The organism is Pseudomonas sp. PAMC25584 (genome assembly GCF_058135675.1).
Genome location: NZ_CM176870.1, coordinates 365,415 through 379,931 on the forward strand (window position 1 = coordinate 365,415; position 14,517 = coordinate 379,931).

A 14,517-nucleotide genomic window follows, 5' to 3' on the forward strand; every position below is an offset into this window, starting at 1 on the left:
GGTGGGAAGGGTGCAATGCGTTGCACCAATGTAGTGCGGTTTTGTGACGTTTGTTCAGAAATATGCCGCGTGAACCTCCGATTGCACGCAATACCAACGTGGGAGGGGGCTTGCTCCCGATGGCGATGGCCGAGTTACCCATGAGGTAGCTGACACACGGCTATCGGGCCCAGGCCCCTTTCCGCTTGGGTACGCTGCCTTAATCTGGGTGGCGGCACAGTTCGGCGGTAGCGCGAATCATCGCCAGCTGGCGCAGCGGCTCATTGCGCCGCTCATGCACCGCCTCGGCCAACCATTGCGGGCACTGCGGGTCACTGCGCTGGGGGGTGAAGTCGGCCAACTGCTGTAGTAGGCGCTTTTGCAGTTGGTCCAGTTGCGGGCGAATCTGCTTGACCAGATCCGGGCGTGGATCGTCGGGTGCCTTACCCTGGAACTGCCAGTCGGACAGGTGGGCGTACTGCACCAATTTGTTCGCTTCGATCTGCGCCGAGAAAAATTGCCCGGCAGCGGCAGGGTCGAGCTTGTAGCTCGGTGCCAGGGCGACGACGCTGGCGATTACCTCTTGCTCGCGTTTCTTGTCTTCCACGGGCTTGTGGCTGTCCCACTTGCTCAGGGCGACCTGGTCGGCGATTGCCAGGCGTTCGGCGACGCTGTTGAGTAAAGGTTCGAGGCTGGGCGGCGCAGCGCTCGCACTGGCACTGACCAATAACAGAGCGAACACAAGTCTACGTTTCAATGCTGATCTCCTTGTGGGAGGGGGCTTGCCCCCGATAGCAGAGTGTCCGTCAGCACCTGTATCAACTGATCCACTGCTATCGGGAGCAAGCTCCCTCCCACCTTTTTGATTGGGTTTGCAGGTGCGGAGCTGTGTAATCCGCGGGCAAAAAAAGACCTCCCGAAGGAGGTCTTTTTCGATCACGCCACGTTAAGCGACGCTACCGGATCAGCAGCTGTAGTACAGCTCGTATTCCAGTGGGTGCACGAAGGTACGCACCTTGATTTCTTCTGCGCTTTTCAGCTCGATGTAGGCATCGATGAAGTCGTCGCTGAACACGCCGCCTTTGGTCAGGAACGCACGGCCCTTGTCCAGCTCTTCCAGGGCTTCTTTCAGGCTGCCGCACACTTGTGGGATCTCTTTGGCCTCTTCAGGCGGCAGGTCGTACAAGTTTTTGTCGGCGGCGTCGCCAGGGTGGATCTTGTTCTGGATACCGTCCAGGCCAGCCATTACAAGCGCAGCGAAGGCCAGGTATGGGTTGGCTGCCGGGTCCGGGAAGCGAGCTTCGATACGGCGAGCGCGAGGGCTGGACACGTAAGGAATACGGATCGAGGCGGAGCGGTTACGGGCCGAGTAGGCCAGCATTACCGGTGCTTCGAAACCTGGGACCAGACGCTTGTAGGAGTTGGTCGATGGGTTGGTGAAGCCGTTCAGGGCCTTACCGTGCTTGATGATACCGCCGATGAAGTACAGGGCAGTGTCGGACAGGCCGGCATAACCTTCGCCAGCGAAGGTGTTCTTGCCATCTTTGGCGATGGACAGGTGAACGTGCATACCCGAACCGTTATCGCCGTACAGTGGCTTAGGCATGAAGGTCGCGGTACGGCCGTAGGCAACGGCAGTGTTGTGTACGCAGTACTTCAGGGTCTGAACTTCGTCAGCCTTGGCCACCAGGGTGTTGAACTTCACACCGATTTCGTTCTGGCCGGCAGTGGCCACTTCGTGGTGGTGTACTTCGATGACCAGGCCCATGTCTTCCATGGCGTTGCACATGGAGGTACGGATTTCGTGGTCGTGGTCGAATGGTGGAACCGGGAAGTAACCGCCTTTGATGCCTGGACGGTGGCCATGGTTGCCGCCTTCAACGTCCTGGTCGGACATCCACGAACCTTGTTCGGAGTAGATCTTGAACATGGAACCGGAGATGTCGGACTTGAACTTCACTTGGTCGAAGATGAAGAATTCTGGTTCCGGGCCTACGAATACGGTGTCGCCGATACCGGTCGACTTCAGGTATTCCTCGGCACGCTTGGCGATCGCACGTGGGTCGCGGTCATAGCCTTGCATGGTCGACGGCTCGATCACGTCGCAGACGATGATCAGGGTTGGCTCTTCGGTGAACGGGTCCAGCACGGCAGTGCTGTCGTCCGGCATCAGGATCATGTCGGAGGCTTCGATGCCTTTCCAGCCGGCAATGGAGGAACCGTCGAACATTTTGCCTTCTTCGAAGAACGCGTCATCCAGCGCGTCGCGAGCCGGCATGGTCACGTGGTGCTGAGTGCCTTTTGTGTCCGTGAAGCGCAGATCAATCCATTTAACGTCATGATCTTTGATGAGTTGAACCGACTTCGACATGGTGTCCTCCGGGGTGGCTTCGGGCTGGGTAGTGGAGTTAGCCCTTAGAATGTGGGTGATGCCGGCGCGGATAGTCCGCCATGGCAACCTGCCTCACAAGAGAGCAAATTGCATGCCAGTGCGCCAACATGGCTTTTTTGCGTCAAAATGGCCCCTATAAAGGTGCAAACTGCTGAATTGGAATAAATAACGCACCTCAATGTAGCGACGCCTCGCAGAAACGACCCGTTTTGGTGCGTTGCGTCGGTGATGCATATTAACTGGTTAAACCTTGAGCGATTTCCGCTATAATCCGCGCCCCCCTTTTTCGGCAGGCCCGGCGCGCGCTGTTTCCATGAAATTAATCGTTAAAGTCTTCCCCGAGATCACCATCAAAAGCCGACCGGTACGGATGCGTTTCATCCGTCAGTTGGCCAAGAACATCCGTACCGTGCTCCGCGATCTGGACCCGGCGGTGGTGGTGAACGGTGTGTGGGACAATCTCGAGCTGGAAACCCGTGTCACCGACGCCAAGGCCTTGAAGGATATGACCGAGCGCCTGAGCTGCATGCCGGGTATCGCGCATTTCCTGCAGGTGGACGAGTACCCGCTGGGCGACTTCGACGACATTACCGAAAAGTGCAAACAACACTTCGGCAGTGAGCTGGAAGGCAAGATTTTTTCGGTGCGTTGCAAGCGTGCCGGCAAGCATCCGTTCAGCTCCATGGATGTGGAAAAATACGTCGGCAGCAAGCTGCGTCGCGAGTGCGGCGCCGCCGGAATTTCCCTCAAAGCGCCGCAAATTGAAGTGCGCATGGAAATTCGCGACCAACGGTTGTTTGTGATCCACAACCAGCACAATAGCATCGGCGGCTACCCGCTGGGCGCCCTGGAACAGACCCTGGTATTGATGTCCGGCGGTTTCGATTCCACGGTGGCGGCCTACCAGATCATGCGCCGCGGCCTGATGAGCCACTTCTGCTTCTTTAACCTGGGCGGGCGTGCACACGAATTGGGCGTGATGGAAGTCGCGCACTATATCTGGAAGAAGTACGGCAGCTCCCAACGCGTGCTGTTTGTCAGCGTGCCGTTCGAGGAAGTGCTGGGCGAAATTCTCGGTAAAGTCGATAACAGTCATATGGGCGTAGTATTGAAGCGTATGATGTTGCGCGCGGCGTCCCGAATTGCCGATCAACTGCAGATCGACGCGCTGGTGACCGGCGAAGCGATTTCCCAGGTGGCCAGCCAAACGCTGCCGAACCTGTCGCTGATCGACTGCGTTACCGAGAAGCTGGTGCTGCGCCCGCTGATCGCCAGCCACAAGCAGGACATCATCGACCTGGCAGAACAAATCGGCACCGCCGACTTTGCCAAGCACATGCCTGAATATTGCGGGGTCATTTCGGTGAACCCCAAGACCCACGCCAAGCGCAACCGCGTGGAGTATGAAGAACAACAGTTTGACATGGCGATTCTGGAGCGTGCGCTCGAGAACGCCAAACTGGTCCCGATCGATCGTGTCATCGACGAGTTGGGCCAGGATGTGCAGATCGAAGAAGTCAGCGAAGCCCTGGCGGGCCAGATCGTCATCGACATCCGTCACCCGGATGCCGCTGAAGATGAGCCGCTGGGCATCGCTGGCATCGACGTACAAACGCTGCCGTTCTATGCATTGAACGCGCGTTTCAAGGAACTGGATAACAGCCGTCAGTACCTGCTGTATTGCGACAAAGGCGTGATGAGTCGCCTGCATGCCCACCATTTGCTCAGTGAGGGGCATGCCAATGTGCGCGTTTATCGACCGAGCTAAGAGCCCGGGGCTGTACGCCTGTGGCCTGCGTCACCGGCCCCCCGACTCTGCCGTCAAGCCGTAACGGCAAGGCCTGACTCTACTGTTAATCGCTGCCACGACCTGTCAGCACACCGAATCCTCTGATCGAGATACACAAGTGATCGAAAATCTACGTAACATCGCCATCATTGCTCACGTTGACCATGGTAAAACCACCCTGGTAGACAAACTCTTGCGTCAATCCGGCACCCTGGAGCGCAACGAGCTCAACGACGAGCGCGTGATGGACTCCAACGACCAGGAGAAAGAGCGCGGTATTACCATCCTGGCTAAAAACACCGCTATCAACTGGAACGGCTACCACATCAACATCGTGGACACCCCGGGCCACGCCGACTTCGGCGGCGAAGTAGAACGCGTAATGTCGATGGTTGACTCCGTTCTGCTGCTGGTTGACGCTCAAGACGGCCCTATGCCGCAAACCCGTTTCGTGACCAAGAAGGCTTTCGAAGCCGGCCTGCGTCCGATCGTGTGCATCAACAAGGTTGACCGTCCAGGCGCGCGTCCGGACTGGGTTCTGGACCAGATCTTCGATCTGTTCGACAACCTGGGTGCTACCGAAGAACAACTGGACTTCCAGGTGATCTACGCTTCGGCCCTGAACGGTATTGCCGGTCTGGAACACACCGCCATGGCGGAAGACATGACCCCGCTGTACCAGGCGATCGTTGACCACGTTCCACCACCGAAGGTTGACCGTGACGGTCCGTTCCAGATGCAAATCTCGGCACTGGACTACAACAGCTTCCTGGGTGTTATCGGCGTTGGCCGTATCGCTCGTGGTAGCGTCAAGCCGAACACCCCGGTTGTCGCTATCGGCGCCGACGGCAAGAAACGCAACGGTCGTATCCTGAAGCTGATGGGTCACCACGGCCTGCACCGTATCGACGTTGAAGAAGCGTTCGCCGGCGACATCGTGTGCGTCAGCGGCATGGACTCGCTGTTCATCTCCGACACCCTGTGCCAGCCGGACACTGTCGAGGCGATGAAGCCTCTGACCGTTGACGAGCCAACCGTTTCCATGACCTTCCAGGTAAACGACTCGCCTTTCTGCGGTAAAGAAGGCAAGTTCGTGACTTCCCGTAACATCAAGGAACGTCTGGACAAAGAGCTGCTGTACAACGTGGCACTGCGCGTTGAAGAAGGCGACTCGGCTGACAAGTTCAAGGTTTCCGGCCGTGGTGAGCTGCACCTCTCGGTACTGATCGAAACCATGCGTCGCGAAGGCTTCGAAATGGGTGTTGGTCGTCCTGAAGTGATCATCCGTACTGTTGACGGCGTGAAGCAGGAACCGTTCGAAAACGTCACCATCGACACCCCTGAAGAATCCCAGGGCAAGGTCATGGAAGAGATGGGCCTGCGTAAGGGCGACCTGACCAACATGGTGCCGGATGGCAAAGGCCGTGTGCGTCTGGAATACAACATCCCTGCGCGTGGTCTGATCGGTTTCCGTAACCAGTTCCTGACCCTGACCAACGGTGCTGGCATCCTGACCTCGATCTTCGATCGCTACGACACCATGAAGTCCGGCGACATGTCCGGCCGTCAGAACGGTGTTCTGGTTTCGGTTGAAACCGGCAAGGCGCTGACCTACTCCCTGGAAACCCTCCAGGCGCGTGGCAAGCTGTTCGTTGAACACGGTCAAGAGATCTACAACGGTCAGATCGTTGGTCTGAACAGCCGTGACAACGACATGGGCGTCAACCCAACCAAAGGCAAGAAGCTCGACAACATGCGTGCTTCGGGTAAAGACGAAACCATCGCTCTGGTTCCACCGGTGAGGTTCTCCCTGGAACAGGCCCTGGAATTCATCCAGGACGACGAGCTGTGCGAAGTCACGCCTAAGTCGATCCGCCTGCGTAAGAAGATCTTGGACGAAGGCGAGCGTACCCGCGCTGCCAAGAAAGCCAAGAACTGAGTTAACTCAGGCTGAATGAAAAACGCCCCCGGTCGAAAGGCCGGGGGCGTTTTTTTATGTCTGGGATTTTTGTGGTGACTATGCGGGCCTCATCGGGGGCAAGCCCCCTCCCACAGTTTGATTTGTGAACGCCTTCAAAATGTGGGAGGGGGCTTGCCCCCGATAGGGCCCTTAAGAACCCTGCAAAACGTGAATCAGAACTTATCGAGCGTCTTGAAATTGGTCTCGCGCACCACTTCCTTCGGCTTGTACGCGCAATACCCTGGCCGTGGGCCGATTTTCGGGTGGTTGCGGCAGGTATCCGGGCGCTTGTCATAAATAGTGCAAAAGCGCGTCTTACGATCCAGGTACAGGCAGTCGTTGTTGCTCATGCGCTGCAGGGTGAAGATCTCGGATTTGCTGTTGTAGCGCTCGACGATGCCTTCCTTCTGCAAGCGCTTGGCGATGTTCTTCGGCGGGTCGCCACGCTCGAATTCATCGACGATGCCAATGCGGATCAAGTCTTTGATCTTCACTTCGACCGGCAGCGTGCAGCAACTGGACACGCAGCCCCCGCACATGTGGGCGGAATATTTCTGCCAGGTCTCGAGACGGTCGAGTTCCGCGGCGGCGATCAGTTGAGGCTTCATCAGGGTTCCAAGGTGGGGCGGTATCCGGGCGCGCGATCATACCGGGATTGATGGTTTTTTGAACAATATTTTCGGGTTTTCAGCTGGAAGGCCGATCGAGTGGTGATCGGGCACGACCCCTGCATCAGATTTATGCCAAGGTGAATGAGTTAAAAAACTGCCGAACCGGAGCGTCGGCCGTCTGTCAGACCGACTAGTCTCTAGCAACTCCTTCAATCTCGCCCGAGGTCGCACCGATGTCTCAGGAACCGCTTGCACGAGAAGCAGAGGTAGCCGCATTTCGCGATGCTGTCTTGACCAAACTCACCTACGCGGTGGGCAAAGACCCGGATCATGCCTTCGACCACGACTGGTTCGAAGCCATTGCCCTGGCCGCCCGCGACCAGATGGTCGAACACTGGATGGACCACACGCGGCGTATCTACCGTAAAGGCCAGAAGCGGGTGTATTACCTCTCCCTCGAATTTCTCATCGGCCGCTTGCTCTACGACAGCCTGAGCAACCTCGGCCTGCTGGAGATCGCCCGCGAAGCGCTGGTGGACCTCGGGGTAGACCTGGAGCGCATCCGCCTGCTGGAGCCCGATGCGGCGCTCGGTAACGGGGGCCTGGGTCGACTGGCGGCGTGCTTTATGGAAAGCATGTCGACCTTGGGCATTGCCGGCCACGGTTATGGCATTCGTTATGAGCACGGGCTGTTCCGCCAGGCGATTGTCGATGGCTGGCAGCAGGAACAGACCGAGCGCTGGCTGGATTTCGGCAACCCGTGGGAGTTCGAGCGGGCCGAAGTGATTTACCCGATCGGTTTTGGCGGCAGCGTCGAAACCCTGCCGGATGCCGCCGGCAAGCTGATTCAGGTGTGGTCGCCCAGCGAAACCGTGCGGGCCGTGGCCTACGACACCCCGGTGGTGGGCTGGCGCGGTGCCAGCGTCAACACCCTGCGGCTGTGGCGCGCGCGCGCCGTGGAAGACCTGCACCTGGAGCGCTTCAACGCCGGTGATCACTTGGGCGCCGTCGCCGAAGTGGCCCGCGCCGAAAGCATCTCCCGAGTGCTTTACCCGGCCGACAGCACCGAAGCGGGGCAGGAACTGCGCCTACGCCAGGAATACTTCTTCGTCTCGGCCTCGCTCCAAGACTTGCTGCGCCGCCACAAGAACATGCACGGCTCGGTGCTGAGCCTGGGCGAACACGCCGCGATTCAGCTCAACGACACGCACCCGTCCATCGCCGTCGCCGAGTTGATGCGGCAACTGGTGGACCTGCACGACGTTCCCTGGGAAGCGGCGTGGGATGTCACCGTCGAAACCCTGTCGTACACCAACCACACGCTGCTGCCCGAAGCCCTCGAAACCTGGCCGGTCGGCCTGATGGAACGCATGCTGCCCCGGCACATGCAGATCATCTACCTGATCAACGCGCAGCACATCGACTCGCTGCGCGCCAAGGGCATCCACGATTTCGACGTGCTGCGCGCCGTGTCGCTGATCGAAGAAGACAACGGCCGCCGCGTGCGCATGGGCAACCTGGCGTTCCTCGGCTCCCATAGCGTCAACGGCGTATCCGGCCTGCACACCCAACTGATGCGCAGCACGGTGTTCTCCGAACTGCACAAGCTGTACCCGGAGCGCATCAACAACAAAACCAACGGCATCACCTTCCGCCGCTGGCTGTACCAGGCCAACCCCCAGCTCACGTCGATGCTGGTGGATGCGTTGGGCCCGGATATTCTCGACAACATGGAAACCCGTCTGGTCGAACTGGAAACCTTTGCCGAGAAGCAGGCCTTCCGCAAGGCCTTCGCCGAGCAGCGCCTGCACAGCAAGCGCGCACTGGCCGAGATCATCCACGAGCGCCTGGGCATTGCGGTCAACCCGGCGGCGATGTTCGACGTGCAGGTCAAGCGCATCCACGAATACAAGCGCCAGTTGCTCAACCTGCTGCACACCGTGGCGCTGTACCAGGCGATCCGTGCCGAGCCTGAGACCGACTGGGTGCCACGGGTGAAGATCTTCGCCGGCAAGGCGGCGGCGAGTTATCACCAGGCCAAGCTGATCATCAAGCTGACCAACGACATCGCTCGCACCGTCAACAACGACCCCACCGTGCGCGGCTTGCTCAAGGTGGTGTTCCTGCCCAACTACAACGTCAGCCTGGCGGAAAGCATCATTCCGGCGGCGGACTTGTCGGAGCAGATCTCCACCGCCGGCTATGAAGCGTCGGGCACCAGCAACATGAAGTTCGGCCTTAACGGCGCGCTCACCATCGGCACCATGGACGGCGCCAACGTGGAGATGCACGAGCGCGTGGGCGCCGAGCACATGTTCATCTTCGGCCTCAGCGCCCAGCAGGTGGAAGCCCGCAAGCATGCCGGTGAATTCAACGCCGGGCCGGAAATCGCCGCGTCCCATCGTTTGAGCGATGTGTTGCAAGCGATTCGCGGCGGGGTGTTCTCGCCGGATGATCCGGGCCGTTATGTGGGCTTGATCGATGGGCTGATCGACTACGACCGCTTCCTGGTGTGTGCCGACTTCGATTCCTACTGGGATGCCCAGGCCCGGGTCGACGCGCATTGGCATGACTCCAAGGAATGGTGGCGTTCGGCGGTGCTCAATACCGCGCGAATGGGCTGGTTCTCTTCGGACCGCACCATCCGCGAGTACGCCACCGAAATCTGGAAAGCGCTCGACTAAGCCCCGCAGTACAAGTGTGGGAGGGGGCTTGCCCCCGATAGCGGACTGTCAGTTTGCAGATATGTCGACTGGCACACCGCTATCGGGGGCAAGCCCCCCTCCCACATTGGTCTCGCGTCGATATACTAGGCCCCGGTTTGCTTAGGGAATATCGACCATGCAATGGATTTTCATGCTGATTGGGCTGGCGCTTGGCTGGACACTCGATGAGTCGTTCAGCGACGCGGGCATCGGCGCGCTGCTGGGGTTGGGCATTGGCCAGGCGATTCGCCTGTCGATGCTGGCTTCGCGCACGGATGAACAAGGCCGTCAGTTGGAGACCGCGCAGAAAGCGCTCACCGCGCTGGAGCAACGCCTGGCGCAGTTGGAAAAACCCGCACCAGAACCTGCGCCGCTCGCACACAGTGTGTTGGTCGAATCCCCCGTTGCCGAATCTGCCCTGCCAGCCGAGGCACCCGAACTTGTCTGGGAGTTGCCCGTTGAACTGGCGCCAACGCCCGTCGCCATCGTTGCCGAGCCAAGCCAGGCATTGCCGGCGGATGTCTGGACACCTGCCGAGAAACCGCATGCGCATGAACCACTAATCCCCCGAGGCCCCAACCTGATCGAGCGCGCCATCAGCGGCGCGCGCAATTGGCTGTTCGGCGGCAATACCGTGTTGCGCGTCGGCGTGGTGCTGTTGTTCCTCGGCTTGGCCTTTTTGCTGCGCTATGCCACCGAAGGCATGGTGGTGCCGATTGAACTGCGTTATGCCGGGGTTGCCGCCGCTGCATTGGGCTTGCTGGGCCTGGGCTGGTGGTTGCGGCTGCGCAACAGCAATTACGGCCTGATGCTGCAAGGCACTGGCATTGCGGTGCTGTACCTGACGGTGTTTGCCGCGATGCGCCTGCACCCGTTGATCGACCCGAGCGCGGCGCTGGGCTTGCTGGTGGCGGTCACGCTGTTTTCGGCGATCCTGGCGATTACCCAGGATGCGTTGGGCCTCGCCTGCGCGGCGGCGCTGGGCGGTTTTGCCGCGCCGATCCTGACCTCCACCGGCGCCGGTAACCATGTGGCGCTGTTCAGCTACTTCGCCCTGCTCAATGCTGGCATCCTCGCCATCGCCTGGTTCAAGGCCTGGCGTCTGCTCAACCTGATCGGCTTTGTCGGCACCTTCGGCATCGGCTTCGCCTGGGGCCTGCGCTCGTATGCCCCGCAGCTGTTGTGGAGCACCGAGCCGTTCCTGATCGTGTTTTTCCTGATGTACCTGGCGATCGGTTTGCTGTTCACCCGGCGCAAATTGCTGGAGATGAGCGACGCGCCCGAAGACGACAGCCGGGGCGCGCTGCTGCGCTGGTCGGCAGCCAAGGGCGATTATGTCGACGGCAGCCTGCTGTTCGGCCCGCCGCTGGTGGGCTTCGGCTTGCAGTTCGCACTGGTACAGCACCTGGAGTTTGCCGCTGCGTTCAGTGCCCTTGGCCTGGGCATTATTTATATGGGCCTGGCCCGCTTACTCAGTGGCGGGCGCGCCATGCTGCTGGCGGAAACCTGCCTGGCCCTGGGCGTGATCTTCGCCAGCCTGGCGATTCCCCTGGGCCTCGATGCGCGCTGGACCGCAGCGGCCTGGGCCGTGGAAGGCGCCGGGATCTTCTGGCTCGGCTTGCGCCAGCAACGGCCATTGGCGCGGGCGTTTGGCCTGTTGTTGCAACTGGGCTCGGCGCTGGCGTTCCTCAGCGAACTGCGCGTCGGCACACACACATTGCTGGACGGCGCGCCATTGGGTGCGTTGTTGCTGGGCGCTGCGTTGTTGTTCAGCTTCGCGCAGTTGCGCAAAGCATCCACAGAACAGGCGGCGGCGTGGGAGCGCAAGGGCCTGCCGGTATTGGCCAGCCTCGGGCTGACCTGCGTGTACCTGCTCGCACCGCTGCTGTTGCTGACCCAAGGCACCGCCATCAGTTGGGCGCTTGCTGGCCTGGTGACGCTGTCTGTCGGCTTGCGCATTGGCTCGCGGACCTTCCTGTTCACCGCGTTCGCCGTGCAACTGCTGGGCGGCGCGCTGTTCCTGCTGCGCCTGCAAGGCGGTGAAGGGGCGGCGGTATTCAGCGCAGGTTGGGGCGGTTTGCTGACGGCGTCGCTGATCGGGCTGGCGTTGATCGGCGGCATGCTGCTGGCGGCCCGCGACGACATGGTGCGCAGCGATGTGCGGCTGTTGCGCGGGTTGTCGGTGGTGCTGCTGGCCGGCCTGGTGTTGATCAACCTGGCCGTGCTGTTTGTGCTGCCCTGGGACAGCGCCAGCGGGGTGTGGGCGGCGAGTGGTTTGCTGGTCATCTGGTTGAGCCTGTACCTGCAACAGCGCGTCAGTTTCGTCTTCGGTTTGCTGCTGCAACTGCTCGGCGGCGCTTCGTTCCTGTTGGCGGTGCCGGAACTGCTCGGGCCCTTGACCCATGAAGGTTTGCGTCCGTTGGGGCACAGCGGTTTCTGGACGCCGATGGTGCTGGGCCTGGCCGCCCTGGTCGGCGCCTGGCGCTTGCAGCGCGAACCCCATGCGCCGGTGTTTGCCGTGCTGAAGCTGCAACGCCTGTCCGACTTGTTGTTGGTGTGGGGCGCGGCCTGGTGGGCGCTGGCGCTGATCGGCGAAGTGCTGCAGTTCATCCCGCAAGAGCTGCAGGGCGCCTTCCTGCTGGGTATCGCAGCGGTGAGCGTGGCGATCTGGACGCTGTTCGCGGCGCGTCTGCGCTGGGCCTCGCTGGGTATGCTCTGCACCTTGCTGATGCCGGCTGCGGCTGCGGTGTTGTTGGTATCCGCGCATAGCTACTATCACCCGGCGGCGCAGTTCGGCTGGCTGGCCTGGCTGGCGGTGTTCGCGGTGCATTTCATCTCGTTGCGGCGCTTGGCGGCGGTGGCGCCGGCCAACGTATTGAGCGTTGCCCACGTGTTGGGGAGCTGGATGTTGATCGGCGTCCTGGCGCTGGAGCTGCGCTACGGCCTGTTGTTGCTGTCGAGCGAATACAACGCCTGGCGCTGGCTGGGCTGGGCGCTTCTGCCGAGTCTCTACCTGGTGCTGGCGGCTGCGCCACGCAGTTGGCCGTGGCCGGTGTCGGCCTATCCCAACGAGTATCGAGTGCTGGCGGCGCTGCCGTTGGCGCTGCTGATGCTCGGCTGGTTCTGGCTGGCCAATAGTTTCAGCGACGGTACGGCCGAGCCTTTGCCCTATGTACCACTGATTAACCCGCTGGACCTGGGCCTGCTGTTTGCCCTGCTCGGTGTGTATCTGTGGTCGCGCAGTGTGGCGCCGCAGCGCGGGCCACGTGCGCAATGGATCGCGCAGGGTGTGGCGGGGGTTTCGCTGTTTGCGTTCTTCACCGCGCTGGTGATGCGCACAGCCCACCATTGGGGCGGCGTGCCGTTCCAGTTGGACGCGTTGCTGGAGTCGATGCTGGTGCAAGCCGGCTTGTCGATCGTCTGGACCCTGATCGCCCTCGGCCTGATGATCGGCGGTCACCTGCGCCATCGTCGCGAAGTGTGGCTGATCGGCGCGGCACTGATTGCCGTGGTGGTGGCCAAGCTGTTTTTTGTCGAGCTGAGCAATCGTGGCGGCTTGGCGCGGATCGTGTCGTTCATTGGCGTAGGCGGGTTGTTGCTGGTGGTGGGTTATTTCGCACCGCTGCCGCCCAAGCGTGCCGAACCTGTGTTGGAAACTGAAGGAGCATCCTCTTGATCGGTAAGTTGAGCGTGGCGGTAGTGGGCGTGTGTGCGACGTTGTCGGTGTGGGCCCAGGAAACACCCGCCGACTTCACCACCCAGGTACCGCTGAGCGTCAGCGGCAATGGCCCGTGGTATCGCCTCGAATTGCCGTTGGCCGTGCAACTGAGCGCCCGCCAGACCGACCTCAGCGATCTGCGCGTGTTCAATGCCGCCGGCGAGCCCCAGGCCTATGCGCTGTCGCGCCAATCCGCGCAACACACCGAAAACCGTAACGTTGCCGATGTGAAGTGGTTCCCGCTGTACGCTGCCGACACCCGCGAAACCTTGCCGGCGGTGGTGATGAAGTCCAGCGCCGAAGGCACCTTGCTGGAAGTGCGCCCCTCCACAGCCTCCGCGGCCGGCCAGCAGGTGCTGCGCGGCTGGGTGCTCGACGCCAGTGCGATCAAGGCCCCGTTGCAGCAACTGAGCCTGGACTGGAGTCACGAGCAAGAAGGCTTCCAGCGGTTCAGCATTGAAGCCAGCGATGACTTGCAGCACTGGACGCCCTGGGGCGACGGGCAAGTGGCGCGCTTGTCGTTTGCCGACGAGCGCGTCGAGCAGCATGACGTCAGCCTGCCGGGGCAACCGGCGCGTTACCTGCGCCTGTTGTGGCAGGGTCAGGCAGCGCCGCTGTTGACCTCGGCCAAATTGGCCAGTGCCACCCGCAGTAGCCAGCCGACGCCATGGGTGTGGTCGCAGCCGCTTTCCGGCACGCGGCTGCAGGCGGGGGAATACACCTGGCAGTTACCGGCGGGGCTGAATGTCGAGCGCCTGCGCGTCGAATTGACACAACCCAATACGCTGGCGCCCGTGACCCTGTCGGGGCGGCGTGACAGCAAGCAAGCCTGGCAGCCGCTGAGCAACGGTTTGCTGTACCGCCTGACCCAGAACGGCCAGGACGTGGTGCAGGATCAATTGCAGTTGCCGGGCCAGGCGGTCGCCGAACTCAAGTTGCAGGTGGATGAGCGCGGCGGTGGCCTGGGCGCTGCCGCGCCGACCCTGCGGGTTGCCGTGCGCGCCACGCAGTTGGTGTTCCTGGCGCGAGGTGAGCCGCCGTTCACCCTGGCGCTGGGGAACGCGTCGGCCAAGGCGGCGAACCTGCCGCTGTCGACCCTGATCCCTGACTACAGCACCGAGCGTCTTAACACCTTGGGGCAGGCGAAGGTGGCCGGGGAAATCGCGGTCACGTCGCCTGCGCTCGTAGCTGCTGTCGACACCGAACCGAACTGGAAAAAACTCGGGCTCTGGGCCGTATTGCTGCTCGGCGTGGCGGCGCTGGGGGCCATGGCCTACAGTTTGCTGCGCAAGCCAGCGGCGGCGCGTTAAATAAAGTCCATGAACTCTATTGGGTTTAAATCCTCTGATAGGAGGAAATACGC

Annotated in this window: 8 protein-coding genes; 5 read left to right on the forward strand and 3 right to left on the reverse strand. The window is 61.2% G+C overall.

The window, feature by feature from the left end; all coding sequences use genetic code 11:
* Nucleotides 1-199: 199 nt before the first annotated feature.
* Together ACS5Q8_RS01640 and glnA are read right to left on the reverse strand one after the other, a co-directional pair.
* Complete coding sequence (locus ACS5Q8_RS01640; protein ID WP_276195880.1) at nucleotides 200-736, reverse strand: chorismate mutase; 537 nt, start codon at nucleotides 734-736, stop codon at nucleotides 200-202.
* 207 nt (nucleotides 737-943) lie between these two features.
* Nucleotides 944-2,350, reverse strand: a complete 1,407-nt coding sequence (gene glnA / locus ACS5Q8_RS01645; RefSeq protein ID WP_003171128.1) for a type I glutamate--ammonia ligase — start codon at nucleotides 2,348-2,350, stop codon at nucleotides 944-946.
* Nucleotides 2,351-2,684: 334 nt separating this feature from the next.
* Here glnA and thiI point away from each other — a divergent pair, with 334 nt between their 5' ends.
* A complete protein-coding gene (gene thiI / locus ACS5Q8_RS01650; RefSeq protein WP_276195881.1) occupies nucleotides 2,685-4,139 on the forward strand; it encodes a tRNA uracil 4-sulfurtransferase ThiI in 1,455 nt (484 codons plus the stop codon).
* A gap of 139 nt (nucleotides 4,140-4,278) precedes the next feature.
* Nucleotides 4,279-6,099, forward strand: a complete 1,821-nt coding sequence (typA, locus tag ACS5Q8_RS01655; RefSeq protein ID WP_247397328.1) for a translational GTPase TypA — start codon at nucleotides 4,279-4,281, stop codon at nucleotides 6,097-6,099.
* 194 nt (nucleotides 6,100-6,293) lie between these two features.
* Here the strand turns inward: typA and ACS5Q8_RS01660 are convergent, their stop codons facing one another.
* The gene (locus tag ACS5Q8_RS01660) at nucleotides 6,294-6,728 is read right to left on the reverse strand and encodes a YkgJ family cysteine cluster protein (protein WP_017849920.1); all 435 of its coding nucleotides are present in this window, start codon (nucleotides 6,726-6,728) and stop codon (nucleotides 6,294-6,296) included.
* A gap of 236 nt (nucleotides 6,729-6,964) precedes the next feature.
* Here ACS5Q8_RS01660 and ACS5Q8_RS01665 point away from each other — a divergent pair, with 236 nt between their 5' ends.
* The 3 genes from ACS5Q8_RS01665 to ACS5Q8_RS01675 all read left to right on the forward strand — a co-directional run bounded on the left by ACS5Q8_RS01665 (nucleotide 6,965) and on the right by ACS5Q8_RS01675 (nucleotide 14,464).
* A complete protein-coding gene (locus ACS5Q8_RS01665) occupies nucleotides 6,965-9,415 on the forward strand; it encodes a glycogen/starch/alpha-glucan phosphorylase (RefSeq protein WP_276195882.1) in 2,451 nt (816 codons plus the stop codon).
* Between the two features lie 157 nt (nucleotides 9,416-9,572).
* Nucleotides 9,573-13,112 (forward strand): DUF2339 domain-containing protein, encoded by a 3,540-nt coding sequence (locus ACS5Q8_RS01670; RefSeq protein WP_465159774.1) that lies wholly within the window; start codon nucleotides 9,573-9,575, stop codon nucleotides 13,110-13,112.
* Nucleotides 13,112-14,464, forward strand: a complete 1,353-nt coding sequence (locus ACS5Q8_RS01675) for a DUF3999 domain-containing protein (protein ID WP_276197884.1) — start codon at nucleotides 13,112-13,114, stop codon at nucleotides 14,462-14,464. The genes ACS5Q8_RS01670 and ACS5Q8_RS01675 overlap by 1 nt, the downstream gene beginning before the upstream one ends.
* Nucleotides 14,465-14,517: the final 53 nt, after the last annotated feature.